The organism is Sulfurimonas sp. NWX79, assembly GCF_039667035.1.
GTDB lineage: Bacteria > Campylobacterota > Campylobacteria > Campylobacterales > Sulfurimonadaceae > Sulfurimonas > Sulfurimonas indica.
In genome coordinates, this window is the sequence record NZ_JALCZL010000001.1 from 85,567 (window position 1) to 104,520 (window position 18,954).

General features: G+C 37.3%; 21 protein-coding genes. 14 read left to right on the forward strand and 7 right to left on the reverse strand.

Going from position 1 to position 18,954, the window contains the following annotated elements; translation table 11 throughout:
* Position 1: 1 nt before the first annotated feature.
* Genes ligA through MNY27_RS00505 form a run of 5 tightly spaced genes read left to right on the forward strand, consistent with a single transcriptional unit; the run spans position 2 to position 4,976 of the window.
* Entirely contained in the window at positions 2-1,954 is a 1,953-nt protein-coding gene (gene ligA, locus MNY27_RS00485; RefSeq protein ID WP_346391727.1) for an NAD-dependent DNA ligase LigA, read from the forward strand.
* An 11-nt stretch (positions 1,955-1,965) separates the two neighbouring features.
* A complete protein-coding gene (locus MNY27_RS00490; protein WP_152183604.1) occupies positions 1,966-2,418 on the forward strand; it encodes a YaiI/YqxD family protein in 453 nt (150 codons plus the stop codon).
* Entirely contained in the window at positions 2,418-3,125 is a 708-nt protein-coding gene (locus MNY27_RS00495; RefSeq protein WP_346391770.1) for a TlyA family RNA methyltransferase, read from the forward strand. Before MNY27_RS00490 ends, MNY27_RS00495 begins: the two co-directional genes overlap by 1 nt.
* Complete coding sequence (locus tag MNY27_RS00500) at positions 3,088-3,936, forward strand: bifunctional riboflavin kinase/FAD synthetase (protein ID WP_346391728.1); 849 nt, start codon at positions 3,088-3,090, stop codon at positions 3,934-3,936. Before MNY27_RS00495 ends, MNY27_RS00500 begins: the two co-directional genes overlap by 38 nt.
* Positions 3,937-3,944: 8 nt before the next feature.
* Positions 3,945-4,976, forward strand: coding sequence for a tRNA pseudouridine(13) synthase TruD (locus MNY27_RS00505; RefSeq protein ID WP_346391729.1), 1,032 nt, complete (start codon positions 3,945-3,947; stop codon positions 4,974-4,976).
* Here the strand turns inward: MNY27_RS00505 and MNY27_RS00510 are convergent.
* Positions 4,973-6,655, reverse strand: coding sequence for an EAL domain-containing protein (locus MNY27_RS00510; protein WP_346391730.1), 1,683 nt, complete (start codon positions 6,653-6,655; stop codon positions 4,973-4,975). The genes MNY27_RS00505 and MNY27_RS00510 overlap by 4 nt on opposite strands.
* A 54-nt stretch (positions 6,656-6,709) precedes the next feature.
* Complete coding sequence (locus tag MNY27_RS00515; RefSeq protein WP_346391731.1) at positions 6,710-7,606, reverse strand: cation diffusion facilitator family transporter; 897 nt, start codon at positions 7,604-7,606, stop codon at positions 6,710-6,712.
* 55 nt (positions 7,607-7,661) lie between these two features.
* On the opposite strand from MNY27_RS00515, the gene cmoB reads away from it, so the two are divergent.
* Positions 7,662-8,555 carry a tRNA 5-methoxyuridine(34)/uridine 5-oxyacetic acid(34) synthase CmoB gene (gene cmoB / locus MNY27_RS00520; RefSeq protein ID WP_346391732.1) on the forward strand — a complete coding sequence of 298 codons (894 nt, stop codon included), beginning with the start codon at positions 7,662-7,664 and terminating at the stop codon, positions 8,553-8,555.
* A complete protein-coding gene (locus tag MNY27_RS00525; RefSeq protein WP_346391733.1) occupies positions 8,555-9,061 on the forward strand; it encodes a PaaI family thioesterase in 507 nt (168 codons plus the stop codon). The genes cmoB and MNY27_RS00525 overlap by 1 nt, the downstream gene beginning before the upstream one ends.
* Positions 9,062-9,066: 5 nt before the next feature.
* Here the strand turns inward: MNY27_RS00525 and MNY27_RS00530 are convergent, their stop codons facing one another.
* Together MNY27_RS00530 and MNY27_RS00535 are read right to left on the reverse strand one after the other, a co-directional pair.
* On the reverse strand, positions 9,067-9,663 hold the full coding sequence (locus MNY27_RS00530; protein WP_346391734.1) for a class I SAM-dependent methyltransferase: 597 nt from the start codon (positions 9,661-9,663) through the stop codon (positions 9,067-9,069).
* A 10-nt stretch (positions 9,664-9,673) separates the two neighbouring features.
* Positions 9,674-10,267: an MBL fold metallo-hydrolase gene (locus MNY27_RS00535; RefSeq protein ID WP_346391735.1), complete on the reverse strand. Its 594-nt coding sequence runs from the start codon at positions 10,265-10,267 to the stop codon at positions 9,674-9,676.
* Positions 10,268-10,307: 40 nt separating this feature from the next.
* On the opposite strand from MNY27_RS00535, the gene MNY27_RS00540 reads away from it, so the two are divergent.
* Entirely contained in the window at positions 10,308-11,123 is an 816-nt protein-coding gene (locus MNY27_RS00540) for a ferritin-like domain-containing protein (protein WP_152183547.1), read from the forward strand.
* A 1-nt stretch (position 11,124) separates the two neighbouring features.
* On the opposite strand, the gene MNY27_RS00545 is transcribed toward MNY27_RS00540, so the two are convergent.
* Positions 11,125-11,607 carry a nitrous oxide reductase accessory protein NosL gene (locus MNY27_RS00545; protein ID WP_152183548.1) on the reverse strand — a complete coding sequence of 161 codons (483 nt, stop codon included), beginning with the start codon at positions 11,605-11,607 and terminating at the stop codon, positions 11,125-11,127.
* Between the two features lie 64 nt (positions 11,608-11,671).
* Entirely contained in the window at positions 11,672-13,672 is a 2,001-nt protein-coding gene (locus MNY27_RS00550; RefSeq protein WP_346391771.1) for a nitrate- and nitrite sensing domain-containing protein, read from the reverse strand.
* Between the two features lie 144 nt (positions 13,673-13,816).
* Between MNY27_RS00550 and MNY27_RS00555 the strand changes: the two genes are divergently transcribed.
* From MNY27_RS00555 to MNY27_RS00565, 3 genes are read left to right on the forward strand one after another with little or no spacing between them, the layout of a single operon-like run.
* On the forward strand, positions 13,817-14,623 hold the full coding sequence (locus MNY27_RS00555) for an NAD+ synthase (RefSeq protein WP_346391736.1): 807 nt from the start codon (positions 13,817-13,819) through the stop codon (positions 14,621-14,623).
* A 13-nt stretch (positions 14,624-14,636) separates the two neighbouring features.
* On the forward strand, positions 14,637-15,770 hold the full coding sequence (locus tag MNY27_RS00560) for a DegT/DnrJ/EryC1/StrS aminotransferase family protein (protein WP_346391737.1): 1,134 nt from the start codon (positions 14,637-14,639) through the stop codon (positions 15,768-15,770).
* A 7-nt stretch (positions 15,771-15,777) separates the two neighbouring features.
* On the forward strand, positions 15,778-16,659 hold the full coding sequence (locus tag MNY27_RS00565; protein WP_346391738.1) for a tetraacyldisaccharide 4'-kinase: 882 nt from the start codon (positions 15,778-15,780) through the stop codon (positions 16,657-16,659).
* On the opposite strand, the gene MNY27_RS00570 is transcribed toward MNY27_RS00565, so the two are convergent.
* On the reverse strand, positions 16,652-17,200 hold the full coding sequence (locus tag MNY27_RS00570) for a DUF308 domain-containing protein (RefSeq protein WP_346391739.1): 549 nt from the start codon (positions 17,198-17,200) through the stop codon (positions 16,652-16,654). The genes MNY27_RS00565 and MNY27_RS00570 overlap by 8 nt on opposite strands.
* Positions 17,201-17,333: 133 nt before the next feature.
* Here MNY27_RS00570 and argB point away from each other — a divergent pair, with 133 nt between their 5' ends.
* The 3 genes from argB to MNY27_RS00585 are packed head-to-tail and all read left to right on the forward strand — an operon-like array spanning position 17,334 to position 18,945.
* Complete coding sequence (gene argB, locus MNY27_RS00575; protein ID WP_152183552.1) at positions 17,334-18,185, forward strand: acetylglutamate kinase; 852 nt, start codon at positions 17,334-17,336, stop codon at positions 18,183-18,185.
* A 46-nt stretch (positions 18,186-18,231) separates the two neighbouring features.
* Positions 18,232-18,516, forward strand: coding sequence for a DUF2018 family protein (locus MNY27_RS00580; RefSeq protein ID WP_152183553.1), 285 nt, complete (start codon positions 18,232-18,234; stop codon positions 18,514-18,516).
* A gap of 30 nt (positions 18,517-18,546) precedes the next feature.
* The gene (locus MNY27_RS00585; protein ID WP_188109442.1) at positions 18,547-18,945 is read left to right on the forward strand and encodes a hypothetical protein; all 399 of its coding nucleotides are present in this window, start codon (positions 18,547-18,549) and stop codon (positions 18,943-18,945) included.
* Positions 18,946-18,954: the final 9 nt, after the last annotated feature.

Below are 18,954 nucleotides of genomic sequence, written 5' to 3' on the forward strand. Positions count from 1 at the left end.
TATGAATTTTAATGAGTATAAAGAAGCAGTAGAAAAACTTAATCTCTGGGCATATCACTACTATGTCTTGGATAATCCGATTATGACAGACGAAGGATATGACAAGCTTTATCATGAGGTAGTAGCGTATGAAGAGGCACATCCGGATGCAATTTTAAAGGACTCTCCAACACAAAGAATCGGGGACGAGGTGAGTGATGGGTTTGTAAAAGCCAAACATCTCTCACGTATGTGGTCATTAGAAGATATTTTTGATGCTAAAGGACTGAAGAAGTGGCTTGAGAAGACTTACAGATTAGACTCTAATGTAACATTTTACTGTGAACCAAAGTATGATGGAGCAAGTCTGAATCTTATCTATGAAAATGGAGAGCTGCGTGAGGGAATTACTCGTGGTGATGGAGTAGAGGGTGAACTTATTACGCAAAATGTTAAAACCATTCGCTCTATTCCACTTACAATTGAGTATCAGGGATTAATTGAGATACGTGGTGAGGTTGTTATCTTTAAAGATGAGTTTGAAAAGATAAATCAAGAGCGTCTCAAACAGGGTGAGCCACCTTTTGCAAATCCTCGTAATGCAGCAGCAGGAAGTCTTCGACAGCTGGATCCAAAGATAACAGCCTCACGCAACTTGGTTTTTCTTCCTTACGGCATTGGTGTAAATGACCTAAAACAAAAACTGCTAAGTGAGCGTATGGAATATATCTATAATCTTGGGTTTCGTAGACCGCCACTTCGTGCTCTCGCGCAAGGGTATGATGAGATAGAGGCTATCTATGAGCAGATGAAAGAGGAGCGTGAGAGCTATTCTATGATGCTTGATGGTATGGTCGTAAAAGTCAATGAAATTGCAGCGCAAATCGATATGGGTTACACAGTAAAGGTACCTCGCTGGGCAGTTGCCTATAAATTTCCGGCTGTTGAGAAGATAACGACACTTAAAGATATTATACTCCAAGTTGGTCGAACAGGAGTTGTTACACCTGTAGCTATTGTAGAACCTACGGACATTGACGGCGTGGTCGTTGAACGTGCAACCTTGCATAACTTTGATGAGATAGAGCGTATGGATATTCGCATCGGCGATAAGGTCATCATTTTACGAAGTGGGGATGTGATTCCAAAAATTGTCAAAGTCCTCACGCAGGAGCGTAATGGTGATGAGGTGAAAGTTGAGAGACCAAAAGAGTGCCCTGTATGTGGCAGTGAATTGCTGCAAGAAGAGGTGCTTATAAAGTGTCAAAATTTAGAGTGTGAGGCACGTGTAGTGAACTCCATCATCTATTTTGCTTCCAAGCAGTGTCTTAATATTGACGGACTTGGAATTAAAATTGTTGAACAGCTTTTTAATGCTGGACTTGTACAAAGTGTAGTAGATCTCTTTAGCTTGACAATGGAACAGCTCTTAACATTAGAAGGGTTCAAAGAGAAAAAAGCACAAAACCTTTTAAAGGCCATAGAAGGTGTAAAGGGTGCTGAGTTGTGGCGATTTATCAATGCTTTAGGTATTGAGCATATCGGTGAAGTGGCTTCAAAGATGATAGCAGAGACTTTTGGACTTGAGTATAAAGAGGCAAGTAAAGAAGCTCTTATAGCTATTGATGGCATTGGTGATGAGATGGCGGAGAGCTACTTGGAGTTTATGCGGGTAAATCTACAAACCGTTACAAAACTTGAAGCTATCCTGCAACCTGTTGCACCAGAGCAAAGAGAAGAAGCAGATGAGAACCCTTTTAAAGGTAAAAGGGTTGTGCTCACAGGAACGATGAGCGAGCCACGACCAAAGATAAAAGAGATGTTAGAGTCTTTGGGTGCAAAAGTAAGTGGGAGTGTCAGTAAAAAGACAGACTACGTAATTTATGGTGAAGATGCAGGAAGCAAGTATGACAAGGCAGTAAGTCTTGGGATTGCAACACTTACAGAAGATGAGATGCGTGGGATGCTTGCGTGAGAGAAAATGCATTGAAAATATATATTGACGGAGATGCATTTCCAAATCTCTTAAAAGCAATCATTTTACGTCAAATTGAAAAACTGCAAATCCCTACCTGTGTAGTTGCAAATAAAAAGATAAATATCGGAAAATCTGATTGTATAACATATATGATTGTAGATGCTGGAGCAGATGAAGCGGATCATAAAATCGTAGAGATGGTAGAAGAAGGTGATCTGGTCATTACGGCAGATATTCCACTCGCTGATAGAGTCATCAGTGAAAATGCGCATGCGATTGATCACCGTGGTGAGCTCTATAGTAAAGACAATATAAAACAGTATCTTGCGATGCGTAACTTGATGGAGAACATACGTGAGATGGGGGAAGTAACAAAAGGACCAAAGCCTTTTGGAGTAAAAGATGCAGAGCATTTTGCAAATCAGTTCAATAAGTTTTTACAAAAATTTGGAGTTAAATGATGCGTCTTGATAACTACCTTGTAGAAAAAGGAGTGTGTGAGAGCCGCAACAAAGCACAGCAAATTATTAAAGAAGCTCTTGTAAGTGTTGATGGTAAAGTAGTGAAGAAGCCATCATTTAAAGTAGAAGAAGAGAGTAAAGTAGAAATTGCAGAGCATAAAAGCTATGTCTCACGTGCGGCCTATAAACTACTCTATTTTTTAGATGAGATTGAACTTGATGTCACAAATAAGAGAGCTTTGGACATCGGCTCCTCTACAGGTGGATTTACACAGGTGCTTTTAGAACGTGGAGTGGGTGAGGTGAGTTGTGTTGATGTCGGGCATGACCAACTGCATCACTCTTTGCGTGAGGATAGTCGTGTGAGGGTCTATGAGGGGTGTGATATTCGCAAGTTTGAGAGTGATAAGCCATATGAGCTGATCGTAAGTGATGTGGCCTTTATCTCATTGCTGCATATTTTAGATGATGTAGAGAGGCTTGTAAGCCAAGATATTATTTTACTCTTTAAACCACAGTTTGAAGTAGGACGTGAGGCAAAACGTGATAAGAATGGTGTGGTCTTAGATAAAAAAGCTGTAAGTAATGCTATGATACGTTTTGAAGATGCATGTAAGTTAAAATCATGGGAGCTTGTAAAAAAAGCTCCAGCAAAACTTGCTGGAAAGGATGGAAATCTTGAGTACTGCTATTACTTTAGAAAATAGTAGATCTATTGCAATCGGTGGATTTGACGGTATGCATATTGGTCATCAGGCACTTTTTAATGAACTGGATGCTAATGGTGTTATCGTTGTAATCGAGACAGGTTATGCGAATTTAACACCCCAGAAGTATAGAGAACATTACAATGACCATAAGATAGAGTATCTCAAACTTGAGGATATCCGACATTTAGATGGAGAGGGTTTTATCAAACTGCTTCAAGAGAAATTTCCAAAACTTCAAAAAATAGTGGTGGGGTATGATTTTCATTTTGGAAAAGATAGAAAATACTCTTTTAATGATTTAAAAAAACTTTTTGATGGAGAAGTGGTCGTGGTTGATGAAGTAAAACATAATAATGACTCGGTACATTCGCATAAGATTCGTGCAAAACTGCAAATTGGTGATATAAAAGGTGCCAATGAGTTTTTGGGACATAACTATAGTATCATAGGTGAGCGAATTGAGGGGCAGGGGATAGGCTCACGTGAGCTTGTGGCAACCATTAATCTCAAAGTAGAGGATTTTTTACTACCAAAAGAGGGAGTTTATGCAACATTGACACGTATTGATGATGAAGAACATTTTCATCCCTCTGTGAGTTTTATAGGACACCGAGTGAGCACTGACGGAAGCTTTGCAGTTGAGAGTCATATATTGGATGGTGCAGTAGTATGCGAGAAAAAAGCAGAGATAAGTTTTGTGAATTTTATACGAAACAATGAGAAATTTGACTCTATTGAGAAACTCAAAGAGGCAATCAAAAAAGATATAGCACAAGCAAACAAAGTGCTACATCGTTTAGCACTATAAGGAAAAAATTGCAAAGAGAATATTTAGAAGACAGAGAGAAGATAAACTTCAAGTTTGAACAGACAAAAGAGGATTTTATCGTTGATGAAAATCCGAGAAAGTTCAGTGAAAAAGGGAATTATATAATTCTACGTGTGCAAAAGATTGAGATGACAACATGGGATATGATAGCGGCTTTTGCACAGTTTTTGAATCTACCGGCTGAGAAGATTGGATACGGGGGACTTAAAGACAAGCATGCAACAACAACGCAGTACATAAGTATAGAAGCCAAGTATGAAAAAGCACTGGGGAAGTTCAAACATCCCGGTATTAAGATTTTAAAGACTACACGGGACAAGTACTCCATTCGTATGGGTGATTTAGTTGGGAACCGTTTTAGTATTAACCTTTTTGGTGTTTCACCCATCGAGGCGGGACAGATAGAAAAAAGAGCGAGAAAACTTGCAAAGGATGGACTGCCAAATTACTTCGGATATCAGCGTTTTGGACGTGATGAAGACTCCATCAATCAAGCACGCCAGATGATAGCAGGAGAGTTGCACATAGAAGATGCGAAGCTCAAAAAGTTTCTTATCTCTGTCTATCAATCTTTTTACTTTAACCAATGGTTGCGTAAGCGTGTACTACTCTCACGTGAGAAAAACAGTGGGAAGTTTCTGCTTTTAGAGGGTGATGTCTATCTGTCAGATGAAGGGAAACTCTTTACTCCTAAAAAGATGCCTCAGCGTGATTTTGAAGCACATAAGGTTATTCCAACTGGGCTTCTTTGTGGTCGTGATGTCTACCGTGCAAGAGATGCGGCACGTGAGATAGAAGAAAAATATGATGATGAGTTTTTATATGACAAGGGCTCACGCAGAGAAGCATTGATATTCCCAACTGATATCAAACTTGACTATAAAAACAATTTTGATATCTTAAATATTAGCTTTACTCTGCCAAAAGGCTCTTATGCAACTGTTTTTTTAGAAGCAATAGCAAATAAAAACTTTAGTGCACAGATGGGAAAACATCCGGCTAAAAAAAGAAAAGTTTAGAGTCCTTTTTCCAAGACTCTTGTAGCTTCTTCTTGTGTGAGAGGTTTTGAGTAAAAGTATCCTTGAATTGTAGTGAGGTTAAGCTTTTTGAAAAACTCTTTTTGTTCTTCATTTTCTACACCCTCTACAATACAGCTGAGTTTGAATGTATCTGCAATTGACTTGATGATTTTTACCAGGTCTTCATCTTTTGATGAACCTGGAATTCTATCGACAAAGGCTTTATCGATTTTTAGTTCATCGAGTGGCAGTTTGTGGATGTACTGCAGTGATGAGTATCCAGTACCAAAGTCATCCAAAGAGAGCTTCACTCCAAGTTTTTTGAGTTCATTAAGATGTTGTAAATCCTCATCACTGAGATTCATCAGTTCACTCTCTGTTACTTCTATCGTTAGATATTCAAGATGCTCTTGATACTCCTGAAGTACTTTATAGATTGCAATACTGTTAAAGTCATCGTTTGTAAAGTTTACAGAGATAGAGATTTTATACCCATTCTCATGCCAAATTTTTAGTTGTGCCAAAGATTTTTTGAGCATGATAAGATCGATTTCGTTTATAAGGTTGTTTTCCCTTGCAAGATGCAGAAAAAAACTTGGTGGAATGACTTTTCCGTGACTCTCCCATCGTACTAAAGATTCGAAACTGACGACCTCTTTTGTAAGTGAGTTTACTTTTGGCTGATAGTAAGGGAGAAAAAGCTCTTCTTTGATGGAGTCTTTGAGCGCTTCTAAAAGAAGATGCTGTTTTGAGATCTCATCGCTCATATAGCTTTCATAAAAGAGTATCTGCTCCTTTCCTTGTGTTTTTGCAAGTAAAAGTGCTGTATTTGCATCTTTTATGAGCTCTTGAATATCTGTGGAATTTTTCGGATAGGATGATATACCTATACAAAAACCGATGCGTAAAAGATTACCTGAAATGGAGACCGGTTTTGAAAATGTCGTTTTTATATTTTTAAGAGTTTTTTGAAGGTCACATTCACTGTTTACGATAATGACAAACTCATCAGCACTGTATCTGTAGCAGTGGTTATTACAGGTTGTATTTTGAAGCATATGACCCACTTTTTGCAGTACGATATCGCCAAAAAGATGTCCATAGGTGTTGTTGATAATTCTAAAATTATCTATATCTAAAAAGAGGATAGAAAATCTTTCACTCTCACTACTCATCGCCTCTAGATTTTTTAAGAGTGAGTTCTTGTTTAGCAGTGATGTCAGCTGGTCATGTGATTTGAGAAATGATGTATGCTCTTGCGATATTTTTAATTTTTCAAGTGTAAGAATCTTGTCGGTAATGTCATAAACGATACCTATCATGCGTAGAGGCTGACCTTCATCAGAGTAGATGACAAAGGCTTTTTCATGTACCCATGCAACTTTACCGTTTTTGAGCTTGATTTTATGTTGCAGGTCATAATATTTTTTCTTTTGACTCAAAACATCATCAATCTCTTTGAGGACTCTCTCTTTTGTCTCGTCATCAATAACAGCTAAAAACTTTTCAAATGCCGGTTTAAAATTTTCAGAGTCTTCGCCATATATTTCTATTTTTTGTCTACTCCAAAGGACATCATTTGTCTGAATGTCCCATTCCCAGTAACCAACATGTGCAACATCTGTTGCCATGTCAAACAATGTTCTAAATTCATCAATGTTTATATCTTGTATAGCCATAAGGAAATTATAGCAAAATTATGTTACATCAATATTACCATTTATAATGTATCTTTACCACTCTTCCTCTTCTTCATTTATCTCTGCATCATCATAAGGGTCCATATGTACTAATATATGTACTTTTTTATCGTCATCAAAAAGCTGTTTGATTTTTGCTTCTACTTTATCTGCGATAGTGTGAGCATTATAGAGCGATATCTCGTTATTGAAAACTGCATGAAATGAGATAAAGATGTGACTTCCTGAAACACGTGTTCGAAGATAGTGATAGTTTGTAATTTCAGGCTCTTCTTTTAAAACTTGTATGATTTTGTCAACATCTTCTTTATCAAGAGCAACATCAAGCAGCATCAGCACACCCTCTTTGATGATAGGAAGGGTAGAATAGATCATATAGATGGCAATTCCAATACCTAAAATGGGGTCAATCAGCTCTTGGCCTGTGTAGTGAATGATAAGCAGGGCTAGGAGTACGGCACCGTTTGAGAAGAGGTCAGTTTTGTAGTGTAGGGCATCTGCCTTGATAACCATGTTCTTTGTTTTTTCAGCAACATAGTTTAAAAAAAGAACAAGCAGAGCTGTTATAACAAAGGAAGCTATCATGACCATAATACCTTCACTCATATGGCGCATAGTAACAGGGTGCAGGATTTTAGAGGTCGCCTCATAGAGGATAAAGAGTGCTGAAAGGGAGATAATCGTTCCCTCTATTACTGCTGCAAGGGGCTCAAGCTTACTGCGACCAAAATGAAACTTTTCATCAGGGTTTTTCTCTGCATTGTGCAGGGCAAAATAGTTAAAGAGAGAAACGATCAAATCAAGTAAACTGTCTATAGCAGAGGCAAGTATGGCAATAGAACCACTCAATATTCCAACTGCAAGTTTTAAAAAAACCAGAAGTGCTGCAACACTGCTCGATGCAACGGTCGCTTTTTTCTCTAATCTCAAAAAGTATCCTTTTTGGGTACAATTATAATAAAATTTAGATATAACAGTGATTAAAATGGATATAAAGAGTTTAAGAGAAGAACGAAAAAAATGGATGACTTGGAAAAATATTGCACCCTTGCGTGAGGCTTTGGAGAATTTAGAAGATGTGCAATGTGAAGTGAGTTATGATGATGTTGTAAAAATCAGTGGTGAATTCGATGATAAGAAGATTTACGATACTGCAAAACTGTTGATGCCATGGCGAAAAGGACCGTTCTTAATCGGTGAGACATATATAGACAGCGAATGGAAAAGCAATATAAAATATAATCTGCTACGCAAGCATTTTGATTTAAAAAACAAGCGTGTTGCCGATATAGGGTGTAACAATGGTTACTATATGTTTCGTATGCAGGAAGATGAGCCGAAACTTCTTGTCGGATTTGACCCTTCGCCACTGTATAAGACACAGTTTGATTTTATCAATCATTTTGCAAAAAGTGACATTGTATATGAGCTCTTGGGTGTAGAGCATTTGGAATTTTATGAAGAGAAGTTTGATACTATCTTCTGCTTGGGAGTACTTTATCACAGAAGTGACCCTGTAGCAATGTTAAAGTCTCTCTACAGAGGACTTGACAAAGAGGGTGAAGTTATCTTAGATACTTTCTATATTGATGGTGATGAAGAGATGGCATTATGTCCGGAGTCTAGTTATTCAAAAATCCCAAATATCTACTTTGTCCCGACGATAAAAGCATTAGAAAATTGGTGTAAGCGTGCTGGTTTTAGTGCGTTTGAGGTTTTAGAAACTTCTAAGACGGATGCAGATGAACAGCGAAAGACAGAGTGGATAGAGGGACAATCCTTAGAAGATTTTTTAGACACTAATGACAGTTCAAAAACTGTTGAGGGTTACCCCGCACCACAAAGAGTATATGTACGACTGATTAAGGATAAGAAATAATGGCAGAGAATGAAGTAAATGAAGAAGAGTTAGAGCTCGAAGATTATCGAGAAGATGAAGAGCAGATTATTATTCAAACGCATGAGAGAATAAATCAAGATCTGTGTGGAGAAGTTATTAAATTTGAACAGGGCTGTGTAGAGTTGCGACTAACAACTTTATCTGAGATGGTTGCTGATGATATAGGACTTATTCACGGAGGGTTTATCTTCTCTGCGGCTGATTATGCAGCAATGCTCGCCGTAAATGAACGAAATGTCGTTCTTGTCGCTTCTGATTGCCAATTCCTTTCACCTGTAAAGTTTCATGATGAGGTTCATTTTGTAGCACGTGTTCGTCATAAAGAGGGACGCAAGCGTAATGTTCATGTGGAAGCATTTGTTTTAGACATTAAAGTCTTTGAAGGTGAGTTTAAAACGGTTATTACTGAGAGACACGTCCTCAAGTTGAAACTTCTAGATAAAGAAGAGAGTGAAAGTGGTACACCCGTAGAAGAGGAGTCCTAAGAGAGCTATTTTTTAGCTGTCAGTAAAAAGACTCCAAAATCACGATGTGGTTTGTTTATCGTATTAATGTTCTCTATCACAACATCTGTAAAACCGCTTTTCTCTACTATCTCACGCAACTCTTTTTCATTGAAGCCAAAGTGGTGTACTCCGGTATTGTCCGAATGAAATGTGCCATCTTCACTCTCTAGGTCAGCGATGGCTATAAACCCGTCTTCTTTGAGATTATTGTGTATGGTTTTAAAAAAAGCCTCTAGATTTTCTACATGATGCAGTGTCATAGAGCTCACCAGTCCATCGAACTTTTGTTTGAGCGGTTGTTTTATGATATCTTGCTGTATTGGAATGATATGCAGCGTATCACAGTTTTTCTCTTTGAGCTTCTCAAGCATTCCTATTGATGTATCGACACCGTAAACCTGTTTTACTTTTTTTGCTATCTCAAATCCAAGCAGACCGGTACCTACACCAAAGTCAATTATCTCCATATCCTGCGTGAGATGAACTCTTTTTTGGATTGCATCTGCTATAACTTTTGCATTATTGACACGAATGTCACCTTGATCCCAGTTTTTTGCTTTTTCTTTAAAATTATCTTGCATAGTCTCTCCTTTAGAGCTGTTTTATCCAGTATGGAGCATATTGCTGCTCCTGTTTTATTGTTGTTGTGCCACCGTGACCGGGGTAGATTGTTTTGTCAAAGTCTAGTTTTTGGAATTTCTCTAATGATTTTTTCATATCTTCTGGATTGGAGTAGGGAAAATCAGTTCGTCCAATGCTTCGTTCAAAGATAAAATCACCGCTAAACATCGCATCATCTATCTCTATTGTTGAGCTTCCCGGAGTATGTCCCGGAAAATGACGAAATTTGACTTTGATGCCATCAATGTCTAACTCTGCATCATCTTCAACCAAAACATCCGGCGTAGAAGGTGGAAAATCCGGCATCCAACTGCTTTGACGCAGGAGCATATCATCCTCTTTTGGTGTGTAGAGTTTGACACCAAGCTCACGCTGTAACTCTGCATTGCTCCAGACGTGGTCAAAGTGTCCGTGTGTGTTTAAAATGGCTATGGGATTGGTGACATTTACTGTTACCCATGAAGTGGCATCAACACCCGGGTCGATGATGATATCTTTGCCATCTTTTGTAACGATGTAGCAGTTTGTCTGATAGGGCCCCATCGGCTGGACTTTTATCGTCATATTCATCTCTTTTTTAGTGAAATTATAGCATGATAACAGTATGAGTTTTTATAAAGAATTAGAGTTAATTTTACAATCCAAAAATCCACAAGAGAAGTTTAGACTTTTTGAGGATTTTTATAAGAAATTTCAAGCAAATGAATGTCACTTTGAAGAAGATTTCATTCCAAAAAAATTTGATGCTCCATCCTATGCAGAGATATGTACGACAGTTCCTCCACAACAGGTGCCAAAACGCTCGAATCTCACAACTGAAGAGGGACAGGTTAAGCTTCTTCATGCTGTAGCACACATAGAGTACTCGGCAATTGATTTAGCCCTTGATGCAGCTTACAGGTTTGGTGGACTTCCACGTGAGTATTATGCAGATTGGTTGGCTGTTGCAGAGGATGAGATACGCCACTTTGTCATGCTTGAATCTCTGCTGCATGAGCTTGGCAGTCAGTATGGTGCTGTTGCTGTCCATGATGCACTCTTTGAAGCGAGCCAAAAGACACAGACACTTTTGGAGAGAATGGTGGTAGTTCCACGTTACTTGGAAGCAAATGGGCTTGATGCAACACCGATGATACTCAAAAAGCTCAAAAAACTTCCAAAGAGCCAAATGATAGAGAAGATCATAGAGAACCTGGAGATTATTTTAGATGAAGAGGTTGATCATGTCAAAAAAGGAGATGTCTGGTTTAAGTATGCCTGTGAGAGAGAAAGTGTAAGTGAGGATGTCTATTTTGACATTATTGCAAAATATTACCCTCGCGGTTTTTTACGGCCAAATGATCTGAATATCGATGCACGTAAAGAAGCAGGATTTTCCTGCTCTGAATTAAAAGTGATGGCAAAAAGAGAGGTTTGTTAAATTAAAAATCTTTTTTTGCTTCATTGTAAGCTGCATTAAAGTCCATAACAGTTCCACCGTTTTCTTTGGCAAACTTTGCGGCATCTTCGAGATTTTTAAATGCATATTTACTTATCATACTCATAGTTCCTTTTTTCTTTGAACCTACAACATAGTATGCTTTTGTAGCATCGATGAACTTTAGAGATGTCACATCTACTACTTTGATATCTTTCGTATCTGCATGGTTATGCTCTTTATCATCTACAAGGCAGTGCAGTGAACAGTACTGTTTCTCTTTACCATCAACATTTGCAGCATGGTTCGTTTTATAAAACATTGGAAGATTCATGCCACAAACAGGACAAGATTCCTTACCTTTTTGAACAATAGTTGCTTCTTGCGGTGAAACTGATTGAAAGAGCTCCATTATCTTATCTGCGTTGAGAATAACAAGTGAACTGGCAATAATCAGTCCTGCTAAAAGTATTTTGATTGCTTTCATTGAGATCCTTTAAAAAAGTACCTGTATTTTAGTAAATAATTGTTACATTAGTGTTAAGGGAGGATTATTCTTGCATAAAAGAGCTCGTATCTCTATAATAATCACGAATTTGTAGAAACTCATCAAGATGTTCAAAGAAAATATCGACGAGTTGCGGGTCAAAATGTTTTCCTCTCTCTTCTTTTAAAAATTTAAAAATGCGTTCATCATCCCATGCTTTTTTATAACATCTATCAGAACCAAGTGCATCAAAGACATCGGCAAGTGCAGTGATACGACCATAGATATGGATTTTTTCACCTTTTAAGCCTCTTGGATATCCACTGCCATCATATTTTTCATGATGCTCATAAGCAATGATAGCAGCTGTTTTTAGAAGTGGTTTGTCTGAATCTCTAAAGAGCTCATAGCCAATGTTAGCATGTGTTTTCATCGTTCTCCACTCTTCTTGTGTCAGTTTTCCCGGCTTGTTCAAGATTGAGTCGGGGATACCGACTTTCCCAATATCATGCATAGGGGATGCTGTTTTTAGATAGGTGATTTCTTGAATAGAGAGACCATAATAATGAGCGAGCAGTTCAGAATATTTTGCAACTCTTTTCACATGAAAACCTGTTTCTTGAGAGCGTGTTTCACCGATCTCACCCATTCGATAGATCAGATCTTCTTGAGTATGTTCTAAATCTTCATGAAGTTTTACCACTTTGGTGATATCGTTACGAATGGCGATGAACTCCTCAATCTCCCCATCATGGTTCAAGATAGGATTTATCGTTACTTCTACAATATAAGAACCTCCATTTTTTTTCTTGTTTTTTACAATACCGTACCAGGGTTTTTTAGCCAGTATGGTTTCCCACATATTTTTAAATGCGGATTTTGGCATGTCAGGATGTCTTACTATGTTATGTGGCTTTCCTAAAAGCTCTTCTCTTGTATATCCGGATATGGAACAAAACCTGTCATTGGCATAGATGATTTTTCCTGTGATATCTGTTTTTGATACGATGCCGCTTCTGTCAACTGCATTTTTATACTCATTTAAAAGACGAATATTTTTAATGATCTCATTTTTTAGTTTTAAACTAATCCAAAAGGTGAAAAAGAGTATAAGTAAAAAGAGTAAAATATCGATATAAAGTTCTATCATAGTGTTGTTGATTTTATGTGTTATATATATGTCAATATTAGAGAGGTATTTTTTTTCAATTTGATAGAATTGATTGATAACATGTGTCGTTTTTTGAAACCATACTTCCGGATTTTCCAAACTCTTTTGAGGAGTATGTGAAAAGTATGCAGTTGTTACTGTTTCAATGTATTGATAATCACTGCTTGATTTTACGTTGTCTAAAAGTTCTAAGAAATCTTTGGAGGCTACAGATTCATAACGATGCATGGATGTATCGTACATCCCTTTTGCATGAATTGCTCTGTGAATGAGTTCTTTATCAATTTTGTTTTGGGTCAAAATACCATTAAAGGTACCTCGTATCTGTCCAAGAGCCTCTTTCATAAAAGAGAGGTTTGTGTAGCATTGGAGCTTGTTGTTTAAAAAGGTGTCATCAACATGAATGGCACTTTTAAGATAGATAAACTGTATATGCTTAATTCTTTTTGTAAAAAAATCAAATGCATTGCTTGTTGCAATCTCTTTAGTATCAATCTTTTTGCGTATTTGTGTCACAATTCTTTTTTTCGCAAGATAACTTTCTTTATCTTTGCTATAAATCTGCAAAGAATTTTCAAATGCTGTATCTACAGCCTTGCGTATTTGAAGAAGTTTTTGTTTGAACTTTTCACCATCGCTTCCAAGATAGCCACTGCTCAAACCTCTTTCTTGCTGCAGATGATTGATAAGTTTTGATATCTCTGTAATATGTGTGACATTCGCTTTTAAAGTATGCAGTTCTGTAAGCTTATTGTATGAGTTGATAATAAAAAATACAAAACCAATAGTAATAATAATGAGAGGAATAAAGGTCGAAAATTTTAATTTTTTGATAACATTTTGTGACTTTATAAGATCTCCTTTGTATCTTTTTTGTAATAATACTTTATATATGTTACATTTATGTTAAAAAAAACTATATCTCTTTAGAGAAAATTCTCATTGAATAAAAATAAAAGCTATACTTTCATAGAGTTTTGTTACAAAACTTCGATATAATTTATTTTGTTAATAATTTTTAAAGGTTTTGTAGAAAAAATGAGTAAATATTCTCAGATAACTGACTATCTTGTACGTTTTTTAGAAAATGAAGTAAAAAAAACAGGAATTCAAAAAGTTGTGGTCGGTTTAAGTGGCGGGCTCGATTCTGCAGTTGTTGCAGTTTTGGCACAAAAAGCCTTTGGAGATGACTTATTGTGTGTGAAGATGCCATCACAATACTCTTCACAAAGTTCTTTGGATGATGCCGATGCTCTGTGTAATGACTTTGGTCTAAGAAATATTACCTGCTCCATCGCACCGATGCTAGAAGCCTATGAAGCGATGCATCCTGAGTTAGACAATCTTCGCAAAGGAAACTTTTCAGCACGAATGCGGATGGCGACACTTTTTGATATCTCGGCACGTGAAAATGCACTTGTGCTGGGTACGAGTAACAAGAGTGAGCTGATGCTGGGGTATGGAACACTCTATGGTGATCTGGCATCGGCCGTCAATCCCATAGGAGATCTCTATAAGAGTGAAGTTTTTGAATTAGCAAGATATCTGGGAGTAACAGAGGCTATTATCAAAAAGCCACCGTCAGCAGATTTATGGAGTGGTCAGAGTGATGAAGCGGATTTGGGCTACACTTATGCTCAGCTTGACGGGGCAATGAAGCTTTATGTAGATGAGAGACTCTCACGTAAGGATGTCATTGCAAAAGGGGTTGATGCGAAGATGCTAGATATGATTATACAGAGAATCTTTCGTAACCATTTTAAGCGAAAGATGCCAGTGATTGCAAAGCTTACATCACGAACATTGGGACATGATTTTAATTATCCACGGGACATAACCCTATAAAAAAGGAAAAAGTATGAAAAAAACGATAACAATACCATTTAGCAGATATGAAAGCTCACGTGAGGCACACTCCAATGTGAGTGATGCACTCGATGGTGAAGATATCAAGCAGGTAGAAGAGCTTGAAGCTGAATTTGCAGCTTATGTTGGAGCGTCATATGCACTGGCAACTTCACATGGAACAGCGGCACTGCATTTAGCGATGTTGGCACTTGATTTAAAGCGGGGTGACAAAGTGGTCTGTTCGGTAAATGCACATCCGAGTATTCCTGAAGTTGTACGCCATTTTGATGCAGAACCTGTGTTTATTGATATTGAAGAAGATACATACAATATCAATCTTGACAAACTTGAAGCTTATCTCGATGCGAACAGCTCAAAAAAGCTCAAGGCTGTCATAGTAACACATCTTGGTGGTGTGACTGTGGACTTGGAACGTCTCTATGCTATGGGTAGAAGTTATGGTGTAAAAATTGTTGAAGATGCGAGTGATGCTCTTGGTGCAACCTATAAGGGTAAGAAAATTGGCTCAACGGGAGCGGACATAGTATGCTTTAACTTCTCTCCGCATCTGAAGAAAAACATCTGTAACGGTGGTATACTGGTAACAGATGATGATGAGATAATTGAGCGTGCAAGACTGCTTGCAAATCATGCAATGGTACGTGATGAGGATGCACTCGAATATATCTATGATGTTGTAGATATTGGAAATGATTACCTTTTAAGTGAGCTCAATGCTGCTTATATTCGTGCACAGATTACAGAACAAGATGAAAACATCAAGCGCCAAAAAGAGATTGCAAAGATGTATACAGAAGGTCTTGATGGTGTAGAGCATGTTACTGTTCCACAGATGATTAACGAAGAGAATTCTTTCTCTTTATATATCATCAAAATAGATAAAAACCGCGACTCTTTTGCAGTTGCTCTGCGTGAGGAGGGAATAGGTACAGGATTACATTATATTCCTCTGCATCTTTTAACATACTATAAATCAAAATATGCACTGCGTGTCAATGATTTTCCAGTAGCACTTCGTTCATTTCAGCAGGTACTCTCTTTACCAATCTATGCAAATATGAGTGATGAGGATGTGGAAAAAGTGATTTCTACTATTAAAAAGATAGCAAAAACAAGAGTATAGTATATCTTTGAAAAAAGCAGTAGTTTTGTGGGTTGAGAAGTACTTCTACAACCCTTCACTGCTGCAAAAAATTCTCTCATATTTCCTTCTGCCACTCTCATGGCTCTATTGCTTTATCATGTATTTGCGATATAAACTCAAAACGCCACAAGATTTCGGTGTTAAAATCATCAGTGTCGGTAACTTGACAGTCGGTGGCAGTGGAAAAACTCCTCTTGTAACTGCTTTGGCAAAGAAAGAGAAGAACCCTGCCATCATTTTACGTGGATATGGAAGAGCATCGCGAGGTTTGGTCATTGTCAAAGATAAAACAGAGATACTGTGTGATGTTGCAACAAGTGGTGATGAAGCGATGATATATGCAAAAAAGCTGCCTCACGCAACGGTCATTGTCAGTGAAGATAGAAAACCGGCCATCATAAAAGCAAAAGAGCTAGGTTGTGATATCGTTTTTCTTGATGATGCGTATTCAAAACATGATATTAAAAAGAGAGATATTATCATTGATGTTGCTACAAAGAATGGTTTCTGCCTGCCAAGCGGACCGTATCGTGAGCGTTTATGGAGTTCTAAAGAGGTAAAGGTCCTGCGTGAGGATGTTGATTTCTCCCGTGAGGTTACTCTTGTTGATGCAACAGCAAAGATGTCACTTGTGACTGCCATAGCAAGACCACAACGACTAGACAGATATCTGCCGGATAATATTGTGGCAAAACACTATTTTCCTGATCATTATAGTTTTTCAAAAAAGGAACTTAAGAAGATATTAGCCCAGGATGGTGCAACGTCACTTCTTGTAACATATAAAGATTATGTAAAGATAGAGCATTTTGGCCTGAAACTTTCACTTCTTGATCTGGAAGTAAAAGTCAAAGCAGATATTATTTAGACATTTTTTTAAAGATGGAACCTGTAATCAGGAGTGAGATACCATCAAAAAAGAGGCTAAATCCTACAAGTAATCCGATAAGATAGAGCGAGCTAAACGGCCAACCAACGATAAATAAAATACCAATGAGCATAGAGAATATTGCATTGATCATCCACCATATCCAGCCTTTTGCAGGACGCATAGAAAGTGCCAGAGAAAAACCTGTAAAGGAGTCCATAAAGAAGTATATTGCAAGAAGCAGCCCTACCGTCCCCACACCACTCATTGGATAAAAGATTATAAAGAGTGAAATAGCAATGAGAATGAAGCTCTTCAACCATCCAAAAATATCACTTTTGTTACTAACGTAGGTAAAATAGCCTGCCATAAATCCTGCAAACATCATCAACCATGCTACAAAAGTAACTGTTGCATAGGTCATAAAGACAGGTTCAACAATGCCCACAATTCCTAAAATAATAAAAATAATACCTGTAATCTTTGAGTATTTACTGAATTTTTCAAATAAATCTTCTTCTATGGGATATTTCCACATCATAAATCCTTTTTTAATCTAACTTCCAAAAGTATAATACTATTAAGACAATCACAATGTTATTTATGTAGCATTTATCAGTAAATAATATAAAATTAGATAAAATTCTCCATTATATTGCAAGAAGGATAAAGCATTGCAAGCAAAAATAGAGACTGTAAAAACACTCCTTGAGGCACTTCCGTTTATACGTGAATTTAGAAAAGAGATAGTAGTTATAAAATATGGTGGTTCAGCACAGACATCACCACAACTAAAAGAGAAGTTTGCCGAAGACATTTTATTGATGCACCTTGTAGGTATTAAACCTGTTATCATTCATGGTGGTGGTAAAAAGATCACCGATATGTTAGAAGCTTTGAAAATCGATACGAAGTTTATCGATGGACAGCGTGTCACAACAAAAGAGACGATGCGAATTGTTGAGATGATACTCAGTGGTGAGATAAACAAAGAGATCGTTTCCCTTCTCAATTCTCATGATGCAAAAGCGATAGGTATCAGTGGAAAAGATGCACACTTTATTACGGCTCAAGCAAAAGATTTTGAGAAGTGGGGGCTTACCGGTAATATAAACAAGGTAAAATCTGATGTAGTGCTAAACCTTGTAAAAGATGGCTTTATCCCTGTTATTGCACCAATTGCTGCGGGTGAGGAGATGGGACATCCCGGATTTAACATCAATGCAGATTTGTGTGCTTCTTATGTGGCAAAATCAATCGGAGCAAACAAGATTATCTTCTTAACAGATACTCCGGGTGTGTTAGATAATGAAAAGAACCTACTCTCATCTTTAACAAAAGAAGAGGTTGAAAAGCTTAAAGACAATGGGACTATTCACGGCGGTATGGTACCAAAGGTAGATGCCTGTCTTGAGGCGATTGACGGGGGTGTTGCAAAGGCACACATCATTGACGGACGTGTAGAACATTCAATGTTACTTGAACTTTTTACATCAGAGGGTGTAGGAACCCAAATAGTTAAGTAATTGTTGCTATAATCGCAGCATAAATATTAAATTAAAGGATACGTAGATGTACGAAGCACTATTTGAAGATGAAGATGATATCTTTGGAGGTTCTCCAAAGTCAAAATTCATGGATGTTGTTTTTAATGCAAACAATGACATTGTAAGACAAGAACTTGCAAACTTTATAGAAAAGGTAGCAACGATGGAGTTGATGCTAGAAGAGCATGTTGGTGAAGATATAGAGAGAGCTATACAACAGTACTATATCAAGCATCAAGATGCGTGTGATACAAAAGCAAAAAGTTTGTATGTTGAACTTATGGGCGCAGTACTTTCACAAAGCGAATAGTGTAAAGTGAGGTTGATTTTACAAGTTTTAGTGGCACTTTTTTTTCTCTTGAACAGTGTCATTTTTGCCAATGATTTTAGAGAAGATTTTAAAATTACTCTAAAAAAGGATGAGCAAAAGAAAATTCTTGTAAAATACGGAAACAAAGAGAAAATTTTTGCATTTAGATGGACACTTTATGTAAATGACGGACTTGTCGTACTGCATTCGTATGATAAATCCGTTGCTCAAAATGTGTTGTATCTAAATCATAAAAATCAATCGATTCGGATTGTTTTAAGAAATGATGGGAAGAGTTTTTACAACTCTCCCTATTTTCTTTTAAAGTTTAATGAGTTTGATGCCAAGAAAAATGAAGCGAAATTTGAGCTTTATCTGTATGACAGTGCAATGCAGATTGAGTTGAAATTTTTAAAAAATAAAAATTAGAAGAGATAT

Excerpts from the sequence above, each read along its gene's own strand:
- MNY27_RS00510 (WP_346391730.1), bottom strand. The coding sequence starts at position 6,655 with ATGGCTATACAAGATATAAACATTGATGAATTTAGAACATTGTTTGAC.
- MNY27_RS00545 (WP_152183548.1), bottom strand. The coding sequence starts at position 11,607 with ATGAAAGCAATCAAAATACTTTTAGCAGGACTGATTATTGCCAGTTCA.
- ligA (WP_346391727.1), top strand. The coding sequence starts at position 2 with ATGAATTTTAATGAGTATAAAGAAGCAGTAGAAAAACTTAATCTCTGG.
- MNY27_RS00500 (WP_346391728.1), top strand. The coding sequence starts at position 3,088 with ATGGAAATCTTGAGTACTGCTATTACTTTAGAAAATAGTAGATCTATT.
- MNY27_RS00580 (WP_152183553.1), top strand. The coding sequence starts at position 18,232 with ATGTACGAAGCACTATTTGAAGATGAAGATGATATCTTTGGAGGTTCT.
- cmoB (WP_346391732.1), top strand. The coding sequence starts at position 7,662 with ATGGATATAAAGAGTTTAAGAGAAGAACGAAAAAAATGGATGACTTGG.
- MNY27_RS00525 (WP_346391733.1), top strand. The coding sequence starts at position 8,555 with ATGGCAGAGAATGAAGTAAATGAAGAAGAGTTAGAGCTCGAAGATTAT.
- MNY27_RS00560 (WP_346391737.1), top strand. The coding sequence starts at position 14,637 with ATGAAAAAAACGATAACAATACCATTTAGCAGATATGAAAGCTCACGT.
- MNY27_RS00570 (WP_346391739.1), bottom strand. The coding sequence starts at position 17,200 with ATGATGTGGAAATATCCCATAGAAGAAGATTTATTTGAAAAATTCAGT.
- MNY27_RS00535 (WP_346391735.1), bottom strand. The coding sequence starts at position 10,267 with ATGACGATAAAAGTCCAGCCGATGGGGCCCTATCAGACAAACTGCTAC.
- MNY27_RS00495 (WP_346391770.1), top strand. The coding sequence starts at position 2,418 with ATGCGTCTTGATAACTACCTTGTAGAAAAAGGAGTGTGTGAGAGCCGC.
- MNY27_RS00555 (WP_346391736.1), top strand. The coding sequence starts at position 13,817 with ATGAGTAAATATTCTCAGATAACTGACTATCTTGTACGTTTTTTAGAA.
- MNY27_RS00540 (WP_152183547.1), top strand. The coding sequence starts at position 10,308 with ATGAGTTTTTATAAAGAATTAGAGTTAATTTTACAATCCAAAAATCCA.
- MNY27_RS00530 (WP_346391734.1), bottom strand. The coding sequence starts at position 9,663 with ATGCAAGATAATTTTAAAGAAAAAGCAAAAAACTGGGATCAAGGTGAC.